The sequence below is a fragment of the Intrasporangium calvum DSM 43043 genome, from assembly GCF_000184685.1.
In the GTDB taxonomy this organism is placed as follows: domain Bacteria; phylum Actinomycetota; class Actinomycetes; order Actinomycetales; family Dermatophilaceae; genus Intrasporangium; species Intrasporangium calvum.
The window spans coordinates 2,203,560-2,228,989 of sequence record NC_014830.1 but is presented as its reverse complement, the minus strand read 5'-3'; the positions used below and the strand labels follow the sequence as shown (position 1 = coordinate 2,228,989).

The window sequence follows — 25,430 nt, the reverse complement described above, 5'->3', positions numbered from 1 at the left end:
GTCGGGCGAGCGTGGCGCGGCGCGGTGGCCGTCATCGGAGGATGTAGATGGTCGCGAACAGCGCGATCCAGACGACGTCGACGAAGTGCCAGTAGTACGACGTGACGACGGCACCCGTGGCGTTGGCGTGCGTGTAGCGACGGGTCGTGAAGGTGCGCCCGATGATGAGCAGGAAGGCCAGGAGGCCGCCGGTGACGTGGAGCCCGTGGAAGCCGGTCGCCATGTAGAACACGGAACCGTAGGCGTCGGAGCTGAGGGTCACGTTCTCGTGCACCAGCTCGGCGTACTCCATGACCTGGCCGGCGATGAAGAAGGAGCCGAAGAGGTAGGTGAGGACGTACCACTCCCGCATGCCCCAGTTCCGCAGGTCGAGGAGGGAGCCGGTGCGTGCCTTCTGACCGCGCTCGGCCTTCCAGACCCCCAGCTGACACCAGACCGACGAGACGACGAGAACGAGGCAGTTGACCGTCGCGAAGGGGAGGTTGAGCTTCTCGACCTGCTCTGCCCAGAGGTCGCCACGGACCGATCGGAGCTGGAAGTACACCGCGAACAGGCCCGCGAAGAACATGAGCTCACTGGAGAGCCACACGATGGTGCCGACGGCAACCATGTTGGGACGGGTCGCCGGGCCATGGCCGGCTGTCGCTATTGCGCTGGAAGGTACTGCTGATGCTGTCGCCACGTCGGTCATTATTCCCACAATTGGCGATGTGTGTGCCAGCCACCCCCGGTTTTCGGTCAGGTCCTGATGATTTCGTGACGTGCGCCCACGTCAGCGCCCACGCAACGCGCACGTCAACGCCCGCTGCCGGGACCTGGCGGGGCCCCGACCGCGTGGTCGATCGGACGTGGGAGGGCGCTGCAGGGCCGGGGGTGCGGACCGGTAGCATCGGCAGCATGACCGCCTCGAACGAGATCGCCACCGACACCACCGGAGGGCGCGCCGACGCGGCGCCCCGGCACCAGGTGAGCGTGCTGCTCTACAGCGACGACGTCACCACCCGTGACACGGTTCGTGCGGCGGTCGGTCGTCGCCCCGCGAAGGACGTCGAGGTGGTGCGCTGGTTCGAGTGCGCCACCGCTGCGGCGGTCATCAGCGCCGTCGAAGGGGACCACTTCGACATGCTCGTGCTCGACGGGGAAGCGGCGAAGGTCGGCGGGATGGGCCTGGCTCGCCAGCTCAAGAACGAGATCTTCAACTGCCCTCCCATCATCGTCCTGACCGGACGCCCCCAGGACTCCTGGCTCGCAGCCTGGTCGATGGCGGACCTCGCCGTTCCACACCCGCTCGACCCCATTGCCCTGACCTCCGCGGTCGCGCTCCTCGCACGCTCCGGCGTGCCCACCGCCTCCTGAGCCCTTCGATCGATGACGCAGGTCGACGCAATCTCCTGGCCCTCGATCTACACCGATCTCATCGGCGGCCGTGACCTCGACCGGGACACGGTCGAGTGGGCCATGGGGCAGATCATGGACGGCGCGGCGACCCCCGCTCAGATCGCGGGGTTCCTCATCGGCCTGCGGGCCAAGGGTGAGAGCGTCGCGGAGATGCATGGCCTCGCGGAGGTCATGCTGTCCCGGGCCCACCGGATCGAGGTGGAGGGGCCCAGCCTCGACATCGTCGGCACAGGCGGGGACCGGGCCCACACGGTCAACATCTCGACCATGTCGTCGATCGTCGCCGCCGCGGCAGGCATCCGCATCGTCAAGCACGGCAACCGGGCGGCGTCGTCATCCTCCGGGTCCGCCGACGTCCTCGAGGCCCTGGGAATCGACCTCTCGCTCCCGCCGGAGCGGGTCGTCGAGATCGTCCACGAAGCGGGCATCACGTTCTGCTTCGCGCAGACCTTCCACCCCTCGTTCCGGCACACGGCCGTGCCTCGACGTGAGCTGGGTGTCGGCAGCGCCTTCAACTTCCTCGGCCCGCTGACCAACCCGGCACAGCCCACCTATGCCGCGATTGGCTGTGCCGACGCTGCCATGGCACCGCTGCTCGCCGGGGTCTTCGCCAGCCGCGGAAAGGACGCGGCTGTCTTTCGTGGCGACGACGGTCTCGACGAGGTGACCGTCTCCACGACGACCACGGTCTGGTGGGTGCGTGACGGCGAGATCGGGCACCGCATGGTCGACCCGACTCGGATGGGTCTGGAGCTGCACCCGACCGAGGACCTGCGGGGTGGCGATGCCGTGCACAACGCAGCCGTGGTCCGGGAGGTCTTCGCCGGCGCGCGTGGCGCGGTGCGTGACGCGGTCCTGCTGAACGCCGGCATTGCGCTCGCGATCACCCAGCCCGACTCGGGGGAGGACCAGGCATCGTTCGACCGGGACCTCCGGGCGGGGATCGACCGGGCTGCCCTGGCCATCGACTCGGGCGCGGCGACCCGCGTCATCGACAGGTGGGTCGAGGCCAGCCGGGCCTGAGGGGACAGCGGAAACGGCTCGGGCTACTCGCCGTCGAGCCCCAGGCTGAAAGCCGCCTCGAGATCATGCGACGAGTACGTGCGGAAGGCGATGTGCGTCGCCGTGCCCAGAACTCCCTTGACCTTGCTCAGCCGGTCGGCGATGACGTCAGCGAGCTCTTCGTGGGCCCGGACCCGGACCATGGCGATGAGGTCGGCGTCGCCGGTCACGGAGTAGACCTCGGACACGCCGGGGATCTCGGCGATCTCCTCCGCAGCCTCGGGAATGCGGTTGACCTCACAGTTGATCAGGACGATGGCGGTGATCACGGCCCCAACCCTATCCCGCCCGGCGGTGGCGGTCCCGGGCCGCCCTCCGCGGGAAGTCACGACCTGCGTCACCTGCGTCGCGGTCGAAGCCGACCACCTCATGGGCGGCGGCAACGGCCGGCTCGAGCTCCCGACGCAGCGCGCCGGCCCCTCCGACCGGGCAGGTCCACGAGCCGTCCAGCTCGACGATGCGCACCCCCGGAGACTCGAGCCAACGGAGCAGGATCTCGGTCTCCTCGATGAGCGCGGCCGTCGCGCCCGGCTCCGGGGTGGGGACCACCTCCGCGGTCGCCTGGAGGACGCGCACGTGGACCATGGGGTCACCACCACGCGGGCTGACGACGGTGCCGGCAAGTCGACCTTGCCGGATGCAGACGATCTCCCAGCCGTCGCTCTCGCCCCGCCGGGCAGCCACCAGCTCTCGGGCCTGCATCAACGGGGTGAGGCGCTGGGACCGAGCGGCCCCCCGGACGAGGTGGAGGAAGCGGTCCCGGACGCGCGCAGCGTCCTCGAAGCGCTCCTGGGCCGCGAGCTCCGCGAGGCGCGAGCGCAGCTTGTCGCCTCCGCCGCGCGCATCGCCGGAGAAGAGCGCCGCACAGTCGGCGACAACACGTGCGTAGTCGTCCCGCGACTGGGCGCCGGTGCACGGCGAACCGCATCGTCCCAGCTCAGCCAGCGCGCAGGCTGACTCCGTGCCGGTGATGCGCTGGGTGCACTGGCGGAGGGGGACGATCTCGTGCACCGCGTCCACGGCGGCTTGGGCGGTGACGCGCGAGCGGAAGGGCCCGATGTGGTGGCCACCTTCGTCGCGCACCTGCCGCACGATGGACAGCCGGGGGAAGCGCTCGCTGGTCAGTTTGACCCAGAGCTGGCGCCGAGCGTTCTTGGACCTGCGGTTGAACCTGGGCTGGTGCTCGTCAATGAGTCGCAGCTCGCGCACCTGCGCCTCGAGGGGCGTCTGGCAGACGACCGGTGTCACGGCGTGGGCCAGACGGACCATGTCGGCCATCCGGCTGCGTTGCTCCGCGGCCGTGAAGTAGCTGCGGACGCGGGAGCGGATGTCACGGCTGGTGCCGACATAGAGGACGCGTCCGTCTCCGTCCTTGAAGAGGTAGACGCCAGGGGCGTGGGGGAGTGCGTCGGCGAGGAAGCGCTTCCGGCGCTGCGCGGGCGAGACGCGGGAGGTGTAGCTGGCCAGCTCCTCGAGGGTGTGGACGCCGAGGTTGCCCACCCGCTCGATCAGGCCGTGGAGCACGTCGACCGTGGCTCGCGCGTCGTGCAGTGCCCGGTGGTCGGGGGTCGTGGGGGAGGCGAAGACCCGCGCGAGGGACGAGAGCTTGTGGTTCGGCACCTCGTCCCGGGTGACCAGCTGACGCGCCAGAGTGAGGGTGTCGAGCACGTCGAAACCGGGCCACGGTGTGCCGGTGCGCACCGCGGCCGCCTTGAGGAAGCTGATGTCGAAGCCCGCGTTGTGGGCCACCAGGACGCTGCCGGCAGCGAACTCGAGGAACGCGGGGAAGGCCGACTCGATCCGCGGGGAGTCGGCCACCATTGCATCGGTGATCCCGGTCAGCACCGAGATGAAGGCCGGGATCGGCTCGGCGGGGTTGACCAAGGTCTGGAACTCGCCGATGACGTCGCCACCACGAACCTTGACCGCGCCGATCTCGGTGATGCCGCACTGCGCCGGGCTCCCGCCGGTCGACTCGAGGTCCACGACGACGAAGGTGACGTCGGCGAGCCGGGTGCCGAGGTCGTCGAACGTCGCCTGGATCGCCTGCATGGGTCGACCGTATGCCGCTGGGCTGACACTGCTTCGGAGGCGCGACGGGTGGTGGGCCGGCTGCGAGAGCCCGACGCAGGCGGTGGGTCTGGTTCGGCGGCTCGGGTTCGGTGTCGTCGGTGGCCGTCGTGGCTGTCGGTGGTCGCCTCTACCGTCTCTCTCGACAGTTCGCAACGACGAAGAAGGGTGGAGCCGATGATGCTCATCGACTGCCAGACCTGCCCCGTCCGGGACGTCCACTGCGCTGACTGCATGGTGACGGCGCTGACGGCCATCCCGGTAGGAGCGCCGGAGTCCGAGACCGGCTTACCGCTCGACCGAGCCGAGCGGCGGGCGGTGTCCGTGTTGATCGCTGCGGGCCTGGTCACGCACGAGACCGCGAACACCGCACGTGCGGTCCCGACGGAGGGACCGACTCCGCTCCGGCTGGGCCGGGCTGCCGTCTGAGCGTGGCCACCCGTGCCACGATGACCTCATGGGACGCTGGCACGTCGCCGCCCTGGCGGGCGTGGTCGCACTGACCCTCCCCAGCGCCTGTGGGTCAGCGGTCGGGTCGGCCCCCCGCCTTTCGTCCCGCACGACCGTCGGGCTCGCGGTGCCCACCTCTGCCGCAGCAGTGCTCGCCGGTGAGCGGGCAGCGGCGCGGAGGACGGTGGCCGAGAGCATGGTCCGCGCGAGGGTCGCGGGTATCTCGGCCGGAGCCGAGCGGGCCTGGACGGCCGGCCTGGCCGGCCCTGCGGTGCGCGCCGGGCAGGAGGCGATCTTCCGCCGCATGCAGGCGATGGGCGTGGGGAACGTCAGGCTGGGTTCGGTCGAGGAGGTGGTCGCGCCTTCCCCACGAGCTGACGGCGGCACGGTCACCTGGACGATGCGTGCGACGCTCGACTACCGGCTGCGGGGTTTCGACGAGTCACCGCGTGCCTTCTCGGTCGACCTCACGTTCAGGGCAGACGCCGACCGTGTCGCGGACACCGCTCGCATCATCGGCTCCCATCCGTCCGATCGTCCGCAACCATGGGATCTGCCCGGGCTCGTCGTCCGGCGCTCCGCGAACGCGCTCGTCCTCGCGTCGGGAGCTGAAGGAGTCGCGGACGAGCTGGCTCGTCGAGCCACCCGGGCGGCCCGACGGGTCTCGGAGGTCCTCGGTTCGGCCGAGCCGGCCGTCTGGCTCGCGCCGGGCACGGACGCCGTGGCAGCGCAGGTGCTGGGACGGGCCGAGGGGGACCTGGAGGGCATCGCCGCGGTGACCGACGGCCCGATCGACGGGCACCGTCCGGCCGGGGCCGACCGGGTCGTCATCGTGCCGACCGCCTGGTTCTCCCTCTCCGGAGCCGGCCGGGAGGTGGTGATGGCGCATGAGCTCACCCATGTGACGACGCGTCGCTCGTCGGTGCGGCAACCCCCGCTCTGGCTGTCCGAAGGTCTGGCCGAGTTCGTCGCCTACCGCGGACTGCCCCTCGAGGAGAAGGACCTGGTCCGGACGACGATTGAGCGAGTTCAGGGCGCTGGTGTGCCAATGGATGTGCCCAGCTCGAGGGACTTCGAGGCAGGCCCTGAGGATCGTGCCGTTGCCTATGGTCTGTCGCTCCTGCTCGTGCGGACCATCGCCGAAGGCCACGGGACGGACGGGCTCGTCCGCCTCTTCCGGGCCGTCAATGCGGGGCCGTCGGTCTCCACCCCCGTCGGGTCGGACGTCGACGCGGTCACCGGCCACTATCTGAGGACCCTCCTGCACACCGACTCGGACGACGTGCTGACCGCCTGGCGCTCCCGCCTCAACCGTCTCGCGGACGGGACGTCGTGAGGGCCGGGCCCGGATGAGCCCCGCCCTCACGATCGTCTCACGCGATGGTCGGCACGCTGGAGGTCGCGCTGTCGTCGACGTCAGCGGTCAGGACCCCGCGTCAGGAGTAGAGCTTCTCCACCTCGGTCGCGAAGTCCTTCATCACGATGTTCCGCTTCATCTTGAGCGACGGCGTGAGGTAGCCGTTCGCCTCGGTGAAGTCTCCCGAGAGGACGACGAACTTGCGGATCGACTCCGCCTTGCTCACTGCCTCGTTCGCCCGGTCGACGGCGTGCTGGATCACCTCGAGGACCTTCGGGTGGCTCCGCGCCTCCTCGATGGAGACGTTCTCGAGGCCGTGCGAGGCCGCCCACAAGGGCCACATCTCAGGATCGAGGGTGACCATGGCGGCGATGAAGGGCTTCTGGTCACCGACGACGATGCACTGCGAGACCAGCGGGTGCGCCCGGAGCCGGTCCTCGAGGACGGCGGGTGCGACGTTCTTGCCGCCGGAGGTCACGAGGATCTCCTTCTTGCGGCCGGTGATGCGCAGGTAGCCGTCCTCGTCGAGGTCACCCAGGTCACCCGTGTGGAACCAGCCGTCCCGGATGGCCTCTGAGGTCGCCTGCTCGTTGTCGTGGTAGGCGTTGAACACTCCGACGCCCCTGACGAGGATCTCCCCGTCGTCGGCGATCCGGATGGAGGTGCCCGGCAGCGGTGGACCGACGGTCCCGATCTTCACCTTGTCGGGGACGTTCACCGCCACCGGGGCGGTGGTCTCGGTCAGGCCGTACCCCTCGAGGATGTTGATGCCGATGCCGCGGAAGAAGTGGCCCAGCCGGGTGCCCAGGGGGCCACCGCCGGAGACGGCGTAGCGCACCTGCCCGCCCATGGCCGCCCGCAGCTTGCTGTAGACGAGCTTGTCGAAGAGGGCGTGCTGGAGTCGGAGACTGAGCCCGGGGCCACCGTGGTCGAGCGCTTCGCTGTGGGCGATCGCCACGGTCGCGGCGCGATGGAAGATCTTGTCCTTGCCGCCGGCCGCCGCCTTCGCCTCCGCGGCGTTGAAGACTCGCTCGAAGACGCGCGGGACGGCGAGGATGAACGTCGGTCTGAAGGTGCCGAAGTCCTCCACGACCGCCTTCGCGTCCGCGGTGTGGCCCATGCGCACCGAAGACGCGACACACAGCACCTCGATGAAGCGGGCGAAGACGTGGGCGAGGGGGAGGAAGAGCAGGGTCGAGGACCCGGGGGCAAGCACGGCGGCGCCGAGCTTCTCGATGGCGTTCTCGACCAGGTCGAGGAAGTTCCCGTGGGTCAGCTGGACGCCCTTGGGGCGACCGGTCGTGCCGGAGGTGTAGATGATGGTGGCGACCGACGTCCGGTCGAGACCTGACTGCGCCTCGGCGAGAGCGTCGTCCGGGACGTCGCGACCCAGGGCCGTGAGCCGGTCGAGGTCTCCCTCGTCAACGGTGTACACGTCGCCCAGGGTGGAGACACGGTCCCGGACCTGCTCCACGGTGTCCCGATGCGTCGGGGACTCGACGACGACGAGCTTGGCTCCCGAGTCGGAGAGGATCCATTCGACCTGCTCGGGAGACGACGTCTCGTAGATGGGGACGACGACCGCGCCCGCGGACCATGCCGCGAAGTCGACGAGGGTCCACTCGTAGCGGGTCCGGCACATCAGGCCGATCCGGTCACCCTGGTCGACGCCGGCGGCGATGAGGCCCTTCGCGAGCGCGGTCACCTCGGCCGCGAACTCACCCCAGGTGACATGGGTCCACTGGCCGTCAGCGCCCTTCTTCGAGAACGCTGCGTCCGTCGGTGCTCTCTTGGCGTTGCGGCGAGGAAGCTCGGCCAGCGTTCCCTCCGTCGTCGTCGGCACGACTGCGGCGACGTCCTTGTCCTTCACGGTGACTCCTCCACGGTGACTCCTCGGTGGGCGGATGGTGCGGGAACGATACCGGCCGGTAACGGCAGTGGGGTGCCGTACGGGCGCGACGTGGAACACATCGCTGGACCCCACGTCCCGTCCCGAACCGGTCCGGGCGTGCTGACCCCATCTTCCACCCCGGCCGCCGCCCGGGTGGTCAGTGGGTGGGGGCGGCCGCACCGGCCGCCCTGCCAACGTCGTCGCGACGTGCGGCGGAGCACCGACGCGATAGCCTTCGGCGCATGGCCGAACGCACGGAGTCCTCCATCGTCATCGATGCATCGCCCGGCGAGGTTCTCGACGTCATCGCGGACTTCGAGGCCTACCCCGAGTGGGCCGGCGAGGTGAAGCAGGTCGCGATCCTGGCCGAGGAGGGCGACGGCTGGGCGGACCAGGTGGAGTTCACCCTGGACGCGGGCGCCATCAAGGACACGTACGTCCTCGACTACGAATGGGACATCGACGAGGACGGCACGGGTGTGCTGTCCTGGACGCTCGTCCGGGCCTCCGTCCTCAAGGCGATGAACGGCTCGTACACGCTCGAGCAGGCCGGAGCCGCGACCAAGGTCACCTACCGGCTCACCGTGGACGTCAAGGTGCCGATGATCGGGCTGCTGAAGCGGAAGGCGGAGAAGGTCATCGTTGACACGGCGCTCAAGGAGCTCAAGAAACGCGCCGAGGCATGAGGCGTGACTGACACTCGACACGGAGACCACGAGCGAGCGACGGGGTCGGTCGCCGATGAGGCCGCCCTCCTCGCCGACCTGCTGGCGTCGCGTGGCTGGGGTGGTCTGTCGCCCGGTCCCGCCCCGTCCGCGCCCGGGGACGGGGAGGGCCCGGCCGCCGAGTGCACGTGCGGCGGCACCACGCCGGCTGCCTGCCGCCTGTGCCCGGTCTGCCAGCTGATCGCGTTCGTCCAACAGGTCAGCCCCGACACCGTGGAGCGCGTCGCCGAGATCGTCGATCTCGCCGCCACCGCACTGCGCGACCTCGCGCAGTCCCAGCGTGAGCGCACCGGCGAGCGTGACGGCGAGCGTGACGGCGAGCGGCAGGGTGAGGGCGGCGGTGCGTCGACGCACGGTGCGGACTCCCGATGAGCCGGAACCTGGCCATCGGCATCGACATCGGCGGCACCAAGGTCGCGGGCGGCGTCGTCGACGAGCACGGCAGCATCACCCACCGCGCCCGGCGTGACACCCCGCACCGGTCGACGTCGCCCGCCGTCGTCGAGGACACCATCGTCGCGTGCATCGAGGAGCTGCTCGCCTCGGTCGAGCCGGCCGATGTGGTCGCGGTCGGCATCGGGGCCGCCGGCTTCGTTGCGGAGGACCGGGGGACCGTCCTGTTCGCACCGCACCTGTCGTGGCGTCAGGAACCGCTGCGGAGCCAGCTTGCCGGGCGCCTCCCGTGGCCGGTGACCGTCGACAACGATGCCAACGCGGCCGCCTGGGCCGAGCGGGTGTTCGGGGCCGCACGGGGGGAGTCGCACGCCGTCGTCATCACTCTCGGCACCGGTATCGGCGGCGCGCTGATCATCGACGGCCAGGTCCGGCGCGGCCGGCACGGGGTCGCCGGCGAGTTCGGGCACATGCAGGTGGTCCCCGGCGGGGCGCGGTGTGAGTGCGGCAACCGGGGTTGCTGGGAGCAGTATGCGAGCGGCAACGCCCTGGTCCGCGAGGCGCGAGCCATGATCGGCGCGGGGTCGCCCGTGGTGGCTGACCTCGTGGCTCGCCTCGGCTCCGACGTCGCGGCACTCACCGGGCCCCTCATCACCGAGGCCGCTCGGGACGGGGACCCGACCGCGCGAGAGCTGATCGCCGAGATCGGTGACTGGCTCGGCGTCGGCATGGCCAACCTCGCGGCGGCTCTCGACCCCGGTCTGTTCGTCGTCGGCGGCGGCGTCAGCGCTGCGGGGGAGCTGCTGCTGGGGCCGGCCCGAGAGGCCTTCAAGCGACAGCTCCCCGGACGGGGCTATCGTCCCGAGGCCCGAATCGTCCGAGCCGAGCTCGGTGCCGACGCAGGTCTGATCGGCGCGGCCGAGCTCGCCCGGTCCGGGCGATGACCGGCGCGCGGCCGCACGACGCGCTGCGCGTCATGAGCTACAACGTGCAGGACCTCACCGCCGACCGAGCCGCTGCGGCCAGGGTCGTCCGCGCGGTGCGCCCCGACGTCCTCTGCCTGCAGGAGGTCCCCCGCAGGCTGACGACGGAGCTTCGCCTACCGTCCTTCGCACGCGAGTGCGGGCTCTACTGGTCGGGGGGCCGTCTCGGCACCGGCGGCACGGCAATCCTCACCGCGCTCAAGGCCCGGGTCCACGCGACGGGTGCACGGCGTCTGCCGGTCCGGCTCCCCGACCGGTCGCGCGGTCTGGCCTCCGCGCGGGTGTCGCTGCCGGGCCAGCCGCCGGTGACCGTCATCAGCGTGCACCTCAGCCTGCGTGCGGAGGAGCGGGTGCGGCACGCCGACCTGATCCTCTCGGAGCCGCTCCCGCGGACCGTGCTCGCGGGTGACCTCAACGAAGGGGTCGACGGGAGGGCCCACACGCGGTTCGCCGCGCACTTCTCGCTCGCTTCCGGCGGCTGGCCCACCTTCCCCTCGGACCGGCCGCGGGCGGCGCTCGACGTCATCTTCGCGAGCGCCGACCTCGCGACCGTGGAGCCGGCCGCCGCCGAGCTCGACGAGCTGGACGCGGCCGACCTCGCCGCCGCGTCGGACCACCGGCCGGTCTGGGTCGACGTGCTGCCCGACCAGACCTGACCGTGGGGGAGCGGCTGCTGTCCACGGACGCTCAACCATGCGCCGGACGCTCAACCGTGCGCCGACGACCCTTGGAGCGGGACCGGGCCCAGCGGCATACGGCCGGGTGACCCGACGGCTCAGACGCGCGTGCCGTCGTCGAACGGGTCTCGCTCCGTCCCGCCCCGCAGCACGAGCAGGACGAAACCGACGACGATCATCGTCACCGCGGTGACGATCCACCACCCGCTGCCGCCGCGGTCGAAGAAGAGGATGTAGAGCAGCAGCAGCGTGCCGCCGCCGAGACCGCCGACGATGGCCCAGAACATCGGGTCCTCCTCCGCGGTGGGCAGGTCCGTCTCGGTCGGCGGGACGAAATGGTCGTCATCCACCGCGCCCGCGTCGAGCAGCTCGTCGACGTCCTCCCTCGGCGGCTCGGAACCGCGCCAGACGTGCCCGGTGGCCGGGGCGATCGGCAGGTTCAGCCCGGTGTCCTTGAACCGACCCTCGGCCGGGGTCGGGGTGCCGGCCGGGCCCGAGGCCTCGCCCGGTGCTGACTCCGCCCCGGCCGAGGGGTCGGGCGGGGGCGAAGGGGGCACGCTCGATCCCTGCGGATCCGGGGCCTCGGTCTCCCAACCCGCGACGATGCGCTCGAACTCCGCCTCGAGGTCCCGGTCCTTCACGACACAGATCCTCGCACGGCCTACCGGGCGGGCGCGAGTGTCGTAGGCTGCTCGCGGGCAGACGTGGGAGGTGGTGGGGCTTGTTCTACTGGGTGCTGAAGACGATCGTCCTCGGGCCGATCCTCAAGCTGCTCTTCCGCCCGTGGGTGGAGGGAGAGGAGCACCTGCCCGAGGAGGGTGCAGTCATCCTCGCCTCGAACCATCTGTCCTTCTCCGACTCGATCTTCCTCCCGCTCATGGTCAAGCGTCGGGTCACCTTCCTCGCGAAGAGTGACTACTTCACCGGCAATGGCCTCAAGGGCTGGTTGACCAAGGCCTTCTTCAAGGGAGTCGGCCAGCTGCCCGTCGACCGCTCAGGGGGCAAGGCGAGCAGTGCCGCGCTCAACTCCGGCCTCCGGGTCCTGCGGCGCGGCGAGATGCTCGGCATCTACCCCGAAGGGACTCGCTCGCCGGACGGGCGGCTCTACCGGGGGCGGACGGGCGTCGCGAGGATGGCCCTGGAGTCCGGCGCTCCGGTCATCCCGGTGGCGATGATCGACACCGACAAGGCACAGCCCCCGGGCAAGCTCGCGCCGCACATCATGCGGATCGGCCTGCGAGTCGGCAAGCCGCTGGACTTCTCGCGCTACGAGGGGATGGAGGACGACCGCTTCGTCCTGCGCTCCATCACCGACGAGATCATGTACGAGCTGATGCTGCTGTCCGGGCAGGAGTACGTCGACATGTACGCGACCTCGATGAAGGACCGCCTCGTCGCCGCCGCCCGGGCCAAGGCACGCGAGATCCAGGAAGCGGCGATGCCCGCCGGTTCGCTGTCGGAGGGCGACCCGGGCGATGGGGGTGACGAGGCCACGGCCCCGCCCCTCTCCGCGGGCTCGGACTCGAGCTCCGCCCCCGACTCCGACGACTCGAACGGCGCCACGGGCGTCGCGTCCTGACGACCATGCGGACCGTTCGGATCGACTCGCTCCTTCGGACCCGCAACCGCGATCCGGCCGCAGGAGCGCCATCGGGAGACGATGCGCCGGCTGACGAGCATGCCGTCGTCCGCGGGCTCTGGCGGGCCGTCGACATGTTCCGCGTGCTCGCCCTGGTCTACGCCGCTCACTCGGTCTGGCTCCGGCGTGACGGGGTCGCTGAGCCGGCCCTCGCGGTGGTCGTCCTCGGGGTGCTCACCGCCTGGACCCTCGCCCAGACCGTCCGGCCGAGGCGCTCCGAGCGGGCGTACGCCGTCGAGCTCGCCCTCGGCTGCGCGGCCATCCTCGCGACCCGCCTCGTGGACCATGACTGGGTCATCACGGCCGGCGCCAAGACGATCCCGTCGATCTGGCCCTCGGCCGCGATCGTCGGGTGGGCCATCCTGCGTGGCTGGCGGGGCGGTGTCCTCGCCGCCGGCGTCGTCGCTGCGGCCTCGTTCGTCGAGGTCATCACCCCGACCGGCAACACGGTGACCAACTCCGTCTTCGGGCTGCTGCTCGGGGGCTGTCTCGGCTACTGCGTCGACCTGGCCCGCGCGAGCCACGTCGCCCTCGCCGAGGCCATGCACCGCGACGCGGCCCGCGCGGAGCGCGACCGCCTCGCCCGGACCGTGCACGACGGGGTGCTCCAGACCCTGGCCTTCATCCACCGGCGCGGGGAGGACCTCGGTGGGGAGGCCGCAGCCCTGGGGGCGATGGCCGCGGAACAGGAACGGATCCTCCGCGCCCTCGTCAGCCACGCAGGTGTTGATGCGGTGAGCCACGCGCTGACCGGCGACGTCGACCTGCGCTCCCTCCTCCGTCACGTTCAGCACGACGCCGCCCACCTCGTCGCTCCCGCCGAGCCGGTCCTCCTGCCAAGGCGGGTCGGCCACGAGGTCGTCGCTGCGGTCGAGGCGGCCCTCGACAACGTCCGCAAGCACGCCGGACCGGGCGCAGAGGCCTGGGTGCTCCTCGACGAGGACGGCTCCGAGGTCGCCGTGACGATCCGGGACTCGGGACGCGGGCTGGCGCCCGGCCGTCTCGAAGAGGCCCGCGAAGAAGGGCGACTCGGTGTGGCGTCGAGCATCACCAGCCGGCTCGAGGATCTCGGTGGCAGCGCCACGGTCCGCACCGGGCCCACCGGGGGCACCACCGTAGAGCTGCGCATCCCGTCGGCCGGGCGCCGATGAGCGAGGACCTCACTGCCGCCAGGACCGAGGACCAGGGTCCGATCCGGGTCGTCGTCGCCGATGACCATCCGATGTGGCGTGACGCCGTCGCCCGCGACCTCGTCGAAGCAGGGTTCGACGTGGTGGCCACCGCTGACGACGGCCATGGCGCGGTCAACCGCACCAGGGCGACCGAGCCGGATGTCCTCGTCCTCGACCTCCACCTGCCCGGCCTCACCGGTGCCGAGGTCTGCGCCAGGCTGGCGCAGGGCTCCCGCCCGGGGCGCCCTCGCACCCGTATCCTCATCCTCTCGGCGAGCGGCGACTCCAAGGACGTCCTCGAGGCAGTCAAGGCCGGCGCACTCGGGTACCTCGTCAAGTCCGCCGGGCGCGAGGAGTTCCTCGCGGCCGTGCGTTCCACGGCGGCCGGCGAGCCGGTCTTCACCGCACGTCTCGCGGGTCTGGTGCTCGGGGAGTTCCGCCGCGTGCGCTCCGAAGCCGCCGACAGCGCCTCACGTCGCGCGGTACCCGAGCTGACCGACCGGGAGACCGAGATCCTCAAGTACGTCGCGACCGGCATGGGATACAAGGAGATCGCCGCGGCGCTCTTCCTGTCGCATCGCACCGTCCAGAACCACGTCCAGAACATCTTCGGCAAGCTGCACCTGAACAACCGGGTCGAGCTGGCTCGGTTCGCCTACGAGCGGGGGATCGACCCGGCGGGGCCCGCCTGACGGGGGTGGAGGCCACCCGAGCACGAGGTGAGCGTCGTCCCACGAAGCCGGCCCAGCGGCATACGGCAGCTGATCGGGCCCGGCGCGCAGGTTCGGGATGCGGACCCGGGCGGGAGCACCCCTCCACGGCGTCTACGCTGAATGGGTGACCATGACCACCGACACCGCGGCCGGCCGCGGCTTCGCAGGCCCTGCAGCGGGAGCCGAGGCACTGGCTGCGCTCAACGCGGCCGCGACCGAGCTCGAGGCCGCCCAGCAGCCGACCTGGCCCGATACTGCTGCCCTGTCCGAGGTGGTCGACACCCTCGCGTCCTATCCACCGCTCGTCTTCGCGGGCGAGTGCGACCAGCTGACCCAGCGGATGGCCGCGGCGTCCGTGGGGGAGGCGTTCGTCCTCCAGGGCGGGGACTGCGCCGAGACCTTCGCGTCGGCGACGGCGGACAACATCCGCGACCGGATCAAGACGATCCTCCAGATGGCCGCGGTCCTCACCTACGGCGCCAGCGTGCCGGTCGTCAAGGTGGGCCGGATGGCCGGCCAGTACGCCAAGCCGCGTTCCTCGTCCGTCGAGACGCGCGAGGGCGTCACGCTCCCGGCGTTCCGCGGAGACATCGTCAACGACTTCGCGTTCCACGAGACGGCCCGCCAGCCGGACCCGCAGCGACTCGTCCGCGCCTACAACGCGAGCGCGGCGACCCTCAACCTCGTCCGCGCCTTCACCACCGGCGGCTACGCCGACCTGCGCTACGTGCACGAGTGGAACCGCGGCTTCGTCGCCAACTCCGCCAACTCCCGGTACGAGAAGATCGCCCACGACATCGACAAGGCGATGCGCTTCATGGCTGCCTGCGGGGCCGACTTCGAGGCGATGCGCACCGTGGAGTTCTACGCCGCCCACGAGGCGCTCGTGCTCGACTACGAGCGGCCGTTGACCCGAGTCGACTCCCGCAGCGGCCGGCTCTACGACACGTCCGGGCACTTCGTGTGGGTCGGCGAGCGGACCCGCCAGCTCGACGGTGCGCACATCGACTTCGTCTCGCGGATCAGCAACCCGATCGGCGTCAAGCTCGGTCCCAAGGCCGACATCGACGAGGTCCTGCGGATGATCGACCTGGTCGATCCCGACCGGACCCCGGGCCGCCTCACGTTCATCACGCGGATGGGCGCCGGCACCATCCGCGACGTGCTCCCGGCGCTGGTCGACAAGGTGACGACGTCGGGTGCGCGGGTGACGTGGATCTGCGACCCGATGCACGGCAACACGTTCGAGTCCTCGACCGGCTACAAGACCAGGGACTTCGAGGACATCGTCGAGGAGGTGCGCGGCTTCTTCGAGGTGCACCGCTCCCTGGGGACGGTGCCCGGTGGCATCCACGTCGAGCTCACGGGCAACGACGTGACCGAGTGCCTGGGCGGCGCGGAGAAGATCATCGACTCCGACCTCGAGAAGCGCTACGAGTCGGTCTGCGACCCCCGCCTCAACCACCAGCAGTCGCTCGAGCTCGCCTTCCTCGTTGCCGAGATGCTCGGTCAGGCCTGACGTGGCGTCGGCCGCCATCCGCGCGGACCTGCTGAGCGACACCGTCACCCGTCCCGGGGTGGCGATGCGGGAGGCGATGGCGACTGCGGTGGTCGGCGACGACGTCTTCGGTGAGGACCCGACGGTCCGTGAGCTCGAGGAGCGCGTCGCCGGGCTGCTCGGGCACGAGGCCGGACTGTTCACGCCGACGGGCTCGATGGCCAACCAGCTGGGGGTCCGTCTGCACGTCAAGCCGGGCGAGGAGCTGGTGGGTGACTCGCTGGCCCACGTGCTCCGCGCCGAGCTCGGGGCCGCGGCGATCCTCTCGGGCATCTCGTCGCGCACCTGGGTCTCGCAGCGCGGTCGCTTCCGTGCGGCTGACGCTGCCGAGCTGATGATCACCGGGGTCGGCCCCTACCAGGTGTGCACGGCGCTCGTCATCGTCGAGAACACCCACAACTTCGGCGGGGGCACGATCCAGTCGCTCGACGAGATCCAGCGGGCCCGGGAGCTGACCCGCGAGCGTGGCGTCGCGATGCATCTGGACGGTGCCCGGCTCTGGAACGCCCACGTCGCCACCGGGGTGCCGTTGGACGCCTATGGCCGCGAGTTCGACACGGTCTCGGTCTGTCTGAGCAAGGGGCTGGGCGCGCCCGTCGGCAGTGTCCTGGTCGGCTCCAGCGACGCGATGGCCGAGGCGCGGGTCTGGCGCAAACGGTTCGGTGGGGGGATGCGGCAGGTCGGCATTCTCGCGGCGGCTGGTCTGTGGGCACTCGACCACCACGTCGACCGGCTGGCGCTCGACCACGCGCGGGCCCGACGGGCGGCTGAGGCGATGGGGGCGGCGGCCCCGGGCGCCGTCGACCTGTCGACCGTCGAGACCAACATCGTCATCGTCGACGTCGCGGCGGCCGGCTGGCCGGCTCCTGACTTCGTCGCCGCGGCGCTGGCGCGCGGCGTCCGGACCTATGCCGTCGGCCCGGGAGCGGTGCGGCTCGTGTGGCACCTCGAGGTCGACGACGCAGCGACCGACCACGCGATCGACGTCCTCACGGCGCTGCTGTCCGAGCGCCGCTCGGACTCCGACCCAGCCTGAAACACCCCCGTTCAGCCATCGTTCGGGTCTCCTGAAGGCGGCACGGTCGCGCGGCAGGCGGGTGCGTTGCGTCGGGGAGGACGTATGCCGCTGAGCCGGCTCGGCGGCGTCCGGAACCTTCGCTGCGGGTGCGGTCTCAGACCTCGTGGTGGAGGGTCTCGACGGGGAGCTCCCCCGGGTGCCGGCGAGCGAGCAGCTCGACGGCGAACATGGCGGCCAGCACGAGCCCTCCACCGAGCAGCATCCGGCCCGTCAACGACTCACCGCCGAGCCACACGGCGAAGAACGCAGCAAAGACCGGCTCCATCGTCATGATGATGGCGGCGCGGGTCGCGGGCAGGTGGGCCTGTGCCCAGGTCTGCATCCAGAGGGCGAGGATGCTCGCGAAGACGACCATGTAGAGCACGGAGGCCCACTGTCCCGCGGTGGCCGGCAGCACGATGCCACCGGGGACGGCCCCGACCGTGCAGAGGACCGCGATGACGACCATCTGCACGACGGACAGCCCGGTCGCGATCTCGTGGGAGCTGTGCCGGCCGAGCCCGACGATGTGCAGCGCGTAGAGGGCGGCGGCGAGCAGGGTGATGGCCTCGCCGACCCCCACCGAGAAGCCACGGAGCGAGAGCAGGGCCAGGCCGGCCGTGGCGAGGGAGACGGCTGCCCAGGTCGTCCCCGACACCCGCTCGCGCAGGACGACCGCGGTGATGAGGGGGGTGAGGACGACGTACGTGCCGGTGATGAACCCGGACACCGACGCCGGTGTCGTCGCCAAGCCCTGGGTCTGGAGGATCTGCGCGAGGCCGTAGAGCAGCCCGAGGACGGTGCCGATGCCCAGCTCCCGCCGGCGCAGGGCCCGCAGCGGCCGCCAGAAGACGACGACCATGATGACCGCGGCGATGCCGAATCGCACCGCGAGGAAGTCGACCGGCGGCACGTGCTCGACGAGGTCGCGGATGAGGAAGAAGGTGGAGCCCCACACCGCAGTGAGCGCGATGAGCAGGAACGTGGCGAGGCGCGACCGAGCGGCAGGGTGCACGGGCCGGTCAGACCACGGTGAGGATGATCGTGCTGCCCTTCGGAGCGGGCTGGTCGGCGGGGACGCTCTGGTCGCGCACCAGCTCGAAGAAGGTGCCGAGGGGACGGCGGATCTCGATCGTGAACCCGAGCTCCTTCAACGTGGCCTCGGCCTCCTGGACGGGTTTGCCGACGACGTTCGGCACCGGGACCATGACCGGGCCCTTGGAGATGACGAGCGTGACCTCGTCGCCGCGGAAGAGGGTGCCTTTCGTCGGCTTCTGCGAGACGACGTGGCCGGTCGGGACGGTGTCGTGGTTGACGTCGTCGCCGCGGGCCACGTCGAGCCCGGCGGCGGTGAGCTTGGCCTTCGCCTCGTCGAGGGGGAGGCCACGCACGTCGGGGACGGTGATCGGGCGTCGGCCGCGCGAGACGACCACCTCGACGACGGCCCCGCGCTTGACCGGGGTGCCGGCGGCGGGCTTCTGGGAGATGACCGCGCCCTTCGGGACCGTCTCGCTCCAGTCCTCAGTGGACCTGCTCTTGAGGGTCAGCGGTGCGAGTGCGTCGCGAAGCGCTGCGGCCTTGGTGTTGACGAGTCGCGGCACCTGGTAGCGCTCGGGTCCCTTGGAGACGACGAGCAGGACGAGGGAATGCTTGGCGACCTCCGTGCCGGCTGCCGGCTGGCTCGAGATGACCGTGCCCTTCGAGACGGTCTCGGAGAATGCTTCGCTGGACTCGTAGCGGAGAGCCGCGGTCTTGAATGTGGCTGCGGCCTCGTCGAGGGTGTGCGTCACGGCCTGGGGCACGACCGTGGTCCCGCCCGGTCCGGCCGTGAACCACCATCCGCCGGCACCGGCCACGGCAAGGAGCAGGGCGGCAAGGAGCCAGGGCCAGCGACGCCGGCGTGCCCGGGCTGGGCGTGGCGTCCAGCCCGGACGCCCCTGCGGGCCCGGGCCCACCACCAGGGGCAACGCGGCGGTGGTCTCGCGCATCGGCGCGCGGGCAGCGGCCTGGCGGTTCGTCGCAGGGTGGACTGCCTCGTCGAAGGTCAGCGGCGCGGTGACCGGGCTGCGGTCGAGCTCGCCCTCGGTGAGGTGCCGTCTGACCAGTCGCATCGTGGCGAGGAACTCGGCGGCGGACGGGAAGCGGTCGCCCGGGTCGAGCGCGGTGGCCTGCGCCACGAGCTCGTCGAGGTCTGCTGAGACCGCCGAGATGATCGAGGACGGACGTGGGACGCCGCCGTGCACGTGGCGGTAGGCGATCTGGATCGGGCTGTCGCCGGTGACCGCCTTGCGGCCGGTCAGCATCTCGAAGAGGAGCAGGCCGGCAGCGTAGACGTCGCTACGCGCGGTGGCGGCGCCGCCCTCGACCTGCTCCGGCGAGAGGTACGAGACCGTCCCGAGCAGCACCCCGGTCTGGTTGGCCGTCGCCTCGCTCGCCACGGCCCGGGCGAGGCCGAAGTCGGCGACCTTGACCTCGCCGTCGTGTCGGACGATGACGTTCTCGGGCTTGACGTCCCGGTGCACGAGTCCGGCGGCGTGGGCGGCCCGGAGCGCGGCGAGCACGGGCTCAAGGATCGCGAGGGCTTCACGGGCCGTCAGCGGCGCCTCCTCGTGGATGACGTCCCGGAGGGTCTTGCCGTGCACCAGCTCCATGGCGAGGAACACGTCCCCGTCGTCCTCGCCCTGGTCGTAGACCGCGACGACGTTGGGGTGGCTGAGGCGGGCTGCCGCTCGAGCCTCGCTGCGGAACCGCTCGACGAAGACGGCGTCGGTCGCGAGCCCGGGCCGCATGATCTTGAGGGCGACCTCTCGGTCCAGCCGTGCGTCCATCGCCACGTAGACGGAGGCCATGCCACCGTCGGCGAGATGGGAGAGGATGCGGTAGCGCCCGTCGATCTCCCGACCGACGAGTGCATCCGCCACGCTGGACGTCACGCAGGAAGTTTACGGTGTGAGTGCGGTGAACCCGGGGAGGCCCGATCCGTGCCGGGTGGGCGGGTCACATCCGCTGTGCGTGGGCCAGGACCGCAGCCACGTACTGCTTGGTGTCCGCGAACATCCCTTGGGTGCGGACCGAGTGCAGCCCCTGGTAGTACCCCGCGATGGCCTCCTTGACCGAGCCCGAGCTGACGCGCAGGGCGCGGATGATGACGACTCCGGCGGTGATGTTGTCCTGCGTGTCGAGCAGGTCGAGTCGGCGCCCCGCGAGCTGCGAGGCCCATTCGCCCGACGACGGGATGACCTGCATGGTGCCGATGGCGTTGGCCACCGAGACCGCCCGCTGGTTCCAGCCGGACTCCTGCCACGCGATCGCCAGCGCGAGCCGGGGATCGACCCCGTGGCGGACCGCGGTGCGCCGGATCATCGAGGCGGTCTCGCTCCGGCTCGGGACGGACGCCTTGGTGAGGGTCGTCCGGTTCTTCTTCGCGGCCGCGACGGTGGCGTCCGAGTAGGTGTAGCCCGCGAAGGTGTTCTCGCTCGTCGGGGCTGGTTTGCTCGACGACTTCGGGGCCACGGGGGCCGCTCGGCCCGGCAGCGCGATCCGCTGCCCTGGGTGGATCATCCGCGGGTCGGCGAGCCGGTTGGCGGACAGCAGCTTGGTCACCGAGGTGCGGTTCGCTGCGGCGATGCCGCTCAGCGTGTCTCCCGGGCGGACGACGTGGAAGCGGCCGCTGCTCCGAGTGGCCGTGGCCGGCGCGCTGGATCGGCTCGAACCGGTCCGCGACGCGGATCCGGCACTCGGGGCAGCCGGGACGAGCAGCCGCTGGCCCGGGTGGATCACCGAGCCTCCCCCCACGAGCCGGTTCTTCGAGACCAGGGCCCCCGGCGTGGTCCGGTGCGCCATCGCCAGGTCCCAGATCGTGTCTCCCGGGCGGACGGTGATCGCACGCCAAGGACGGGCCGCCTGCTCGGCGAAGACAATGTGGGCGGGTGGGGCGAGCTGTGCGACGTCGGCGGTGAGCATGCTGTCCTTTCCTTGGCCCGAGTGTGGAGGGCGGCCGGAAGGGGTGGCCGTGCGAGGGCTGAAGCGGAGGGCGATTGGGCAGAGCGAAGGGGTGAAGCGGACCAGTGGGTCTGGTGTTTCTGGTGGGACCGATGTGACGCTACCGCATGGTTGAGACCTAAAGTAAAAATGACATCGGTGTAATTCGTTCCACGGCGTTCGCACCGGCCACTCCGCCACTGGCCAGATAGGGGGAGCGCGGTCAGGTGCAGCGCTCGGCCCCGCTGGTGGCAGACTCGACCCCGTGACTGACGCACGCGCTGCCTCCTCCGGGTCCGACGACATCGACGACGACTCGCCGGCCGGCCGGTCCGACGACCGACCGCAGCTGGAGGTGCTCGTGGGGGAGTGGATCACCGTCCCCGACGCCGCGGAGCGACTGGGCGTGCCCTTGTCCCGGGTCCGTCAGATGATCGCCGACCGAGAGGTGCTGGCGGCTCGCGTGGGGGACCGCCGAGTCGTCGCGGTCCCGGCGAAGTTCCTCGACGACGCCGGGCCCCGCCCGGAGCTCAAGGGGACCTTCACGGTGCTGGCCGACGGCGGACTGACCGACGACGAGAGCATCGAGTGGCTCTACACGCCTGACCCCACCCTGCCGGTCGAGGGAGCTCCCATCGACGCCCTGCTCGCGGGCCACAAGACCGAGGTCCGGCGCCGGGCCCAGGAGCTCGCCTTCTAGGAGCGCCGGACACGGCGCTCGGGCTCAGGCCTGGCGGGCGGTCGAGGCGTCGACGAGGTCGTCGAGCACCGCGAGCGCGTCGCCGTCCAGGGCCTGCGGGCCGGCGGTCTGCTGCCGAGCCCGATCCAGGGCCTCGTGGGCCTCAGCGACGCGTCGTTGGATCATCCGCTCCACCTGCTCGACGGCCCCGGAGTCGGCGAAGATGCCCCGAAGCCGGTGGACGCCGGCCTCGTCGAGGTCCTCCCGGCCCAGCAGGGACTCAACCACGTCGCGGTCCGCGTCCCCCGCCAGGTCGAGAGCCAGCGCGACGAGCACCGTCCGCTTGCCCTCTCGGAGGTCGTCTCCGGCGGGCTTGCCGGTCGCCTCGGGGTCCCCGTAGACACCGAGGAGGTCGTCGCGCAGCTGGAACGCCTCGCCGAGGGCGAGGCCGTAGGCGGACAGGTCACCGAGGGCCGCCTCGGGGGCGCCGCCGACGCGGGCGCCGATGAGCAGCGGGTGCTCGATGGTGTACTTCGCGCTCTTGTAGCGGATGACGTTGCGCGCCGAGGCGATCCGCGCCTCGAGGTCCAGCCCGTCCCAGCCGCGTGCGGACTCGAGCAGGTCGAGGAACTGGCCGCCCATCAGCTGCGTGCGCATGAGGTCGAAGGCGCCGCGGCCGCGGGCCAGGTCCTCGGCCGGGAGCCCGCAGGTGGAGAACAGCTCGTCACACCAGGTGAGGCAGAGGTCGCCCGCGAGGATGGCGGCTCCCTCGCCGAAGCGTGCGTCGTCACCGGCCCACCCGCGGGACCGGTGCAGGTCGGCGACCGCGCGGTGCGCCGAGGGCATGCCGCGGCGGGTGTCGCTGCGGTCCATCACGTCGTCGTGCAGCAGGGCGGCGGCCTGGAAGAACTCCATGCTGGCGGAGAGCCGGACGAGCGCGTCGGAGTCAGCGGCGCCGGCGGCCCGGTAGCCCCAGTAGAGGAAGCTCGCCCGCAGGCCCTTGCCGCCGCTCAGCAGGCGCGAGACCGAGTCCACGAGCGGGGCGATGTCGTCGCCGATCTCGGCCAGCGCGGCGCGCGAGCCCTGGATGTGCGCGTCGATCGCCTGCTGGACCCGGCGGCGCAGGGCGTCGCGGTCGGTACGGCTGGTCACGCACGCTCCTCCATCATTGGGCGTGCGGACTGCCCCGCACGTCGCCGTCAGCCTACGCGGGTGGACGCCCGACCCGTGGCACGGGTCGGCGCCGTGGACACGCTCCGATCTATGGTGGCGGCATGGCACACGGCACGGCTTCCTCGATGACCCGCGCAGAGCGCTTCACGCGGTCTCTCGCAGCGATGGTCAAGGCGGACACGCCGACCTTCAGCTTCGAGTTCTTCCCACCGAAGGACGACGCGGCCGCCGAGCAGCTCTGGGGTGCCATCCGGAGCCTCGAGAAGGTGTCGCCGAGCTTCATCTCGATCACCTACGGAGCCGGCGGCAGCACCCGTGACCGCACCGTCCGCCTCACCCAGCGGGTGCTCGAGGAGACCTCGCTGACGCCGATGGCGCACCTGACCTGTGTCGGGCACTCGGTCGGGGAGCTGCGCCAGGTCGTCGGCCACTACGCCGCGGCGGGCGTCCGCAACATCCTCGCGCTGCGTGGCGACCCGCAGGGCGGGCTCGGTCAGCCGTGGGTCGCCCACCCGCAGGGGCTCAACCATGCGGACGAGCTCGTGGGGCTCATCAAGGGGCTCGGTGACTTCACCGTCGGGGTCGCGGCCTTCCCCGACGGGCACCCCGAGTCCCGGAGCGTCGAGGACGACGTCGAGACGCTGCTGCGCAAGGAGCGGGAGGGCGCGGAGTTCGCCATCACCCAGATGGTCTTCGACGTCGACAACTACCTGAGACTTCGCGACGAGCTCGCGCGTCGCGGGTCTCAGCTCCCGGTGGTCCCCGGCCTCATGCCGATCACCAACGCGCGCCAGGTGGTCCGGATGGCCGAGCTGGCGGGGCAGCCCATGCCGCAGGCCGTCATCGACCGGCTCGAGCGCCACCGTGACGACGCCGAGGCGGTGCGTCGCGAAGGTCTGGCGATCGCCACGGAGGCGGCGCGTCGGATGCTCGACGAGGGTGCGCCCGGCATCCACTTCATCACGATGAACCGGTCGTCGGCGACGCTCGAGGTCTACGGCAACCTCTGAGCCACCCCGAGTCCGCGGCGGGGCACCCGCCGGGCCCAGCGGCATACGGCACGGGCCGATCCGCGAGCGGACGGCACCCCTGCAACCCTCCGTTCGCGGGCCGGCCCGCGCTGTCACTCTGTCGGACCGTCGTTCGTAGTGCCTGAGCACGCATACTCAGCTGGCCCGATTCAGGCAGTATGCCGCTGGGCTGGCTCCGATGGGCCGTTGTCGTCCGATGGACGTGGCTTCCCCGCCTCAGCGCACGGTGACGGAGCGCCCGCCGGTGACCCGGACGAGCTCGTCGTGCGTCGTCGGGAACACGGTGTGCGGATGCCCGGCGGCCGCCCAGACGACCTCGTGCTCGGCCAGGGAGGCGTCGACCATCGTCGTCACAGCACCTGCGTGCGCGACTGGGGCAACCCCGCCGATCGCGAATCCCGTTGCTGCCCGGACGAACTCCGCATCCGCTTTGGCGATGCGCGCATAGCCGAGAGTGACGGCCAGATGGTCCGTGTCGACGCGGTGACCGCCCGAGGTCAGGACCAGGAGCGGGACGGTCACATGGTCGGTCGTCGTCGCGACGAAGACGAGGGAGTTGGCGATGGCGGAGACTGAGGTGCCGAGCGCTTCGGCAGCCTGGGCCGCGGTGCGGGCCGCACCGTCGAGGACGACGATGTCGGCCTGGACGCCCGCATCGGAGAGGGCTTGGCGCACCCGCGCCACGGCGGGGTGGTCGAGGACCGTGGACGCGCGCGTCGCGGCGTCGGACTCTCGGCTCCGGTCGGACATGGGGTCACCGTAGCGCCAGCGTCCCAGCCCCGGACTGGTTGCAGCTGTCAGTGGTGCGGGTTAGGCTGACTCAATCGAACAGGTGTTCGATACGGTGGGCGAGTCCGAGCGCGTGAGCCGCTCGCTCTCTCGACTCCACCGTTCAGCAGAGGTCCACAACAAGGTTCAAGTCGTCGGCAGGGTGTTCGGGCGGTCCGCGGTGGAGCAGCGGTCGTCTGGGTCGGGTTCTCCCGCCTCGACGTGTGTCCCGAAAGGAGACGTGTCGTGGTGCGCAGGTTCAGTGATCCCGTGGAGGTCAGGGTAGGGGAGCCGGAGCGTCCGGAGGCCTTCATCTGGCGTGGCCGACTCTATGTCGTGCGTGACGTCCTCTCGCAGTGGCGGGAGCGACGGGCCTGGTGGCGGGACGCGCTCGACGCGGAGGAGGCCGACGTCGGGCCGGGCAGCTCGATCGCCGCAGCGGCGAGAGAGCAGCGGGTCTGGCGTGTCGAGGCGAGTCCCGGCTCGTCGTTCGCGCCGGGGGTCTACGACCTTGCCCATGACGAGTCGGCGCCGGGGGACCGGTGGTCTCTCGTCCGGGTCGCCGACTGACCAGTCCCACTGACGAGTGCGGCTGCCCGAGCCAACTGGCCGCATGCCAACTGTCCAGGCCAACGGACCCAGGCCGACTGACA

26 protein-coding genes are annotated in these 25,430 nt (G+C 71.2%); 16 read left to right on the top strand and 10 right to left on the bottom strand.

Features of this window, described 5'->3' with window-relative positions:
* Nucleotides 1-31: 31 nt before the first annotated feature.
* Nucleotides 32-691 carry an aa3-type cytochrome oxidase subunit III gene (gene ctaE / locus INTCA_RS10060; protein WP_013492808.1) on the bottom strand — a complete coding sequence of 220 codons (660 nt, stop codon included), beginning with the start codon at nt 689-691 and terminating at the stop codon, nt 32-34.
* A 206-nt stretch (nt 692-897) separates the two neighbouring features.
* Between ctaE and INTCA_RS10055 the strand changes: the two genes are divergently transcribed.
* Together INTCA_RS10055 and trpD are read left to right on the top strand one after the other, a co-directional pair.
* A complete protein-coding gene (locus INTCA_RS10055) occupies nt 898-1,356 on the top strand; it encodes a PleD family two-component system response regulator (protein ID WP_041308619.1) in 459 nt (152 codons plus the stop codon).
* Nucleotides 1,357-1,368: 12 nt separating this feature from the next.
* Nucleotides 1,369-2,421 (top strand): anthranilate phosphoribosyltransferase, encoded by a 1,053-nt coding sequence (gene trpD / locus INTCA_RS10050; RefSeq protein WP_013492806.1) that lies wholly within the window; start codon nt 1,369-1,371, stop codon nt 2,419-2,421.
* 23 nt (nt 2,422-2,444) lie between these two features.
* Here trpD and INTCA_RS10045 read toward each other — a convergent pair whose 3' ends face one another.
* Nucleotides 2,445-2,729: an Lrp/AsnC family transcriptional regulator gene (locus INTCA_RS10045; RefSeq protein WP_013492805.1), complete on the bottom strand. Its 285-nt coding sequence runs from the start codon at nt 2,727-2,729 to the stop codon at nt 2,445-2,447.
* A 10-nt stretch (nt 2,730-2,739) separates the two neighbouring features.
* Nucleotides 2,740-4,512 (bottom strand): DEDD exonuclease domain-containing protein, encoded by a 1,773-nt coding sequence (locus INTCA_RS10040; RefSeq protein WP_013492804.1) that lies wholly within the window; start codon nt 4,510-4,512, stop codon nt 2,740-2,742.
* Nucleotides 4,513-4,707: 195 nt separating this feature from the next.
* On the opposite strand from INTCA_RS10040, the gene INTCA_RS10035 reads away from it, so the two are divergent.
* Together INTCA_RS10035 and INTCA_RS18700 are read left to right on the top strand one after the other, a co-directional pair.
* Nucleotides 4,708-4,959: a hypothetical protein gene (locus INTCA_RS10035; RefSeq protein ID WP_013492803.1), complete on the top strand. Its 252-nt coding sequence runs from the start codon at nt 4,708-4,710 to the stop codon at nt 4,957-4,959.
* Between the two features lie 28 nt (nt 4,960-4,987).
* On the top strand, nt 4,988-6,316 hold the full coding sequence (locus tag INTCA_RS18700; protein WP_013492802.1) for a hypothetical protein: 1,329 nt from the start codon (nt 4,988-4,990) through the stop codon (nt 6,314-6,316).
* Between the two features lie 100 nt (nt 6,317-6,416).
* Here the strand turns inward: INTCA_RS18700 and INTCA_RS10025 are convergent, their stop codons facing one another.
* Complete coding sequence (locus INTCA_RS10025; RefSeq protein ID WP_013492801.1) at nt 6,417-8,207, bottom strand: AMP-dependent synthetase/ligase; 1,791 nt, start codon at nt 8,205-8,207, stop codon at nt 6,417-6,419.
* A gap of 263 nt (nt 8,208-8,470) precedes the next feature.
* On the opposite strand from INTCA_RS10025, the gene INTCA_RS10020 reads away from it, so the two are divergent.
* From INTCA_RS10020 to INTCA_RS10005, 4 genes are read left to right on the top strand one after another with little or no spacing between them, the layout of a single operon-like run.
* The gene (locus tag INTCA_RS10020) at nt 8,471-8,914 is read left to right on the top strand and encodes an SRPBCC family protein (protein WP_013492800.1); all 444 of its coding nucleotides are present in this window, start codon (nt 8,471-8,473) and stop codon (nt 8,912-8,914) included.
* A gap of 3 nt (nt 8,915-8,917) precedes the next feature.
* Nucleotides 8,918-9,325, top strand: a complete 408-nt coding sequence (locus INTCA_RS10015) for a hypothetical protein (protein WP_013492799.1) — start codon at nt 8,918-8,920, stop codon at nt 9,323-9,325.
* Nucleotides 9,322-10,290, top strand: a complete 969-nt coding sequence (locus INTCA_RS10010) for an ROK family glucokinase (RefSeq protein ID WP_013492798.1) — start codon at nt 9,322-9,324, stop codon at nt 10,288-10,290. The genes INTCA_RS10015 and INTCA_RS10010 overlap by 4 nt, the downstream gene beginning before the upstream one ends.
* Complete coding sequence (locus tag INTCA_RS10005) at nt 10,287-10,985, top strand: endonuclease/exonuclease/phosphatase family protein (protein ID WP_013492797.1); 699 nt, start codon at nt 10,287-10,289, stop codon at nt 10,983-10,985. Before INTCA_RS10010 ends, INTCA_RS10005 begins: the two co-directional genes overlap by 4 nt.
* 119 nt (nt 10,986-11,104) lie before the next feature.
* On the opposite strand, the gene INTCA_RS10000 is transcribed toward INTCA_RS10005, so the two are convergent.
* The gene (locus INTCA_RS10000) at nt 11,105-11,647 is read right to left on the bottom strand and encodes a hypothetical protein (RefSeq protein ID WP_013492796.1); all 543 of its coding nucleotides are present in this window, start codon (nt 11,645-11,647) and stop codon (nt 11,105-11,107) included.
* 80 nt (nt 11,648-11,727) lie between these two features.
* Between INTCA_RS10000 and INTCA_RS09995 the strand changes: the two genes are divergently transcribed.
* From INTCA_RS09995 to INTCA_RS09975, 5 genes are all read left to right on the top strand, one after another.
* Nucleotides 11,728-12,585 (top strand): lysophospholipid acyltransferase family protein, encoded by an 858-nt coding sequence (locus INTCA_RS09995; RefSeq protein WP_013492795.1) that lies wholly within the window; start codon nt 11,728-11,730, stop codon nt 12,583-12,585.
* A 5-nt stretch (nt 12,586-12,590) separates the two neighbouring features.
* The gene (gene macS, locus INTCA_RS09990; RefSeq protein ID WP_013492794.1) at nt 12,591-13,796 is read left to right on the top strand and encodes a MacS family sensor histidine kinase; all 1,206 of its coding nucleotides are present in this window, start codon (nt 12,591-12,593) and stop codon (nt 13,794-13,796) included.
* The gene (locus INTCA_RS09985) at nt 13,793-14,509 is read left to right on the top strand and encodes a response regulator (protein WP_013492793.1); all 717 of its coding nucleotides are present in this window, start codon (nt 13,793-13,795) and stop codon (nt 14,507-14,509) included. The genes macS and INTCA_RS09985 overlap by 4 nt, the downstream gene beginning before the upstream one ends.
* A 151-nt stretch (nt 14,510-14,660) precedes the next feature.
* Entirely contained in the window at nt 14,661-16,049 is a 1,389-nt protein-coding gene (locus INTCA_RS09980) for a class II 3-deoxy-7-phosphoheptulonate synthase (RefSeq protein WP_114611040.1), read from the top strand.
* 1 nt (nt 16,050) lies between these two features.
* Entirely contained in the window at nt 16,051-17,124 is a 1,074-nt protein-coding gene (locus tag INTCA_RS09975; RefSeq protein WP_013492791.1) for a threonine aldolase family protein, read from the top strand.
* 136 nt (nt 17,125-17,260) lie between these two features.
* Here the strand turns inward: INTCA_RS09975 and INTCA_RS09970 are convergent, their stop codons facing one another.
* The 3 genes from INTCA_RS09970 to INTCA_RS19545 form a co-directional block, all read right to left on the bottom strand.
* Entirely contained in the window at nt 17,261-18,160 is a 900-nt protein-coding gene (locus INTCA_RS09970; RefSeq protein WP_013492790.1) for a DMT family transporter, read from the bottom strand.
* A 7-nt stretch (nt 18,161-18,167) separates the two neighbouring features.
* On the bottom strand, nt 18,168-20,078 hold the full coding sequence (gene pknB, locus INTCA_RS09965) for a Stk1 family PASTA domain-containing Ser/Thr kinase (protein ID WP_013492789.1): 1,911 nt from the start codon (nt 20,076-20,078) through the stop codon (nt 18,168-18,170).
* 64 nt (nt 20,079-20,142) lie between these two features.
* Nucleotides 20,143-21,108, bottom strand: coding sequence for a LysM peptidoglycan-binding domain-containing protein (locus INTCA_RS19545; RefSeq protein ID WP_013492788.1), 966 nt, complete (start codon nt 21,106-21,108; stop codon nt 20,143-20,145).
* Between the two features lie 283 nt (nt 21,109-21,391).
* On the opposite strand from INTCA_RS19545, the gene INTCA_RS09955 reads away from it, so the two are divergent.
* Complete coding sequence (locus tag INTCA_RS09955) at nt 21,392-21,826, top strand: Rv2175c family DNA-binding protein (protein ID WP_013492787.1); 435 nt, start codon at nt 21,392-21,394, stop codon at nt 21,824-21,826.
* A 24-nt stretch (nt 21,827-21,850) separates the two neighbouring features.
* Here the strand turns inward: INTCA_RS09955 and INTCA_RS09950 are convergent, their stop codons facing one another.
* Nucleotides 21,851-22,957, bottom strand: a complete 1,107-nt coding sequence (locus INTCA_RS09950; RefSeq protein ID WP_013492786.1) for a polyprenyl synthetase family protein — start codon at nt 22,955-22,957, stop codon at nt 21,851-21,853.
* Nucleotides 22,958-23,079: 122 nt separating this feature from the next.
* Here INTCA_RS09950 and metF point away from each other — a divergent pair, with 122 nt between their 5' ends.
* Nucleotides 23,080-23,988, top strand: coding sequence for a methylenetetrahydrofolate reductase [NAD(P)H] (gene metF, locus INTCA_RS09945; protein WP_013492785.1), 909 nt, complete (start codon nt 23,080-23,082; stop codon nt 23,986-23,988).
* A gap of 237 nt (nt 23,989-24,225) precedes the next feature.
* Here the strand turns inward: metF and INTCA_RS09940 are convergent, their stop codons facing one another.
* Complete coding sequence (locus tag INTCA_RS09940) at nt 24,226-24,759, bottom strand: YbaK/EbsC family protein (RefSeq protein ID WP_013492784.1); 534 nt, start codon at nt 24,757-24,759, stop codon at nt 24,226-24,228.
* A gap of 264 nt (nt 24,760-25,023) precedes the next feature.
* Here INTCA_RS09940 and INTCA_RS09935 point away from each other — a divergent pair, with 264 nt between their 5' ends.
* Nucleotides 25,024-25,347: a DUF6504 family protein gene (locus tag INTCA_RS09935; protein ID WP_013492783.1), complete on the top strand. Its 324-nt coding sequence runs from the start codon at nt 25,024-25,026 to the stop codon at nt 25,345-25,347.
* Nucleotides 25,348-25,430 lie beyond the last annotated feature (83 nt).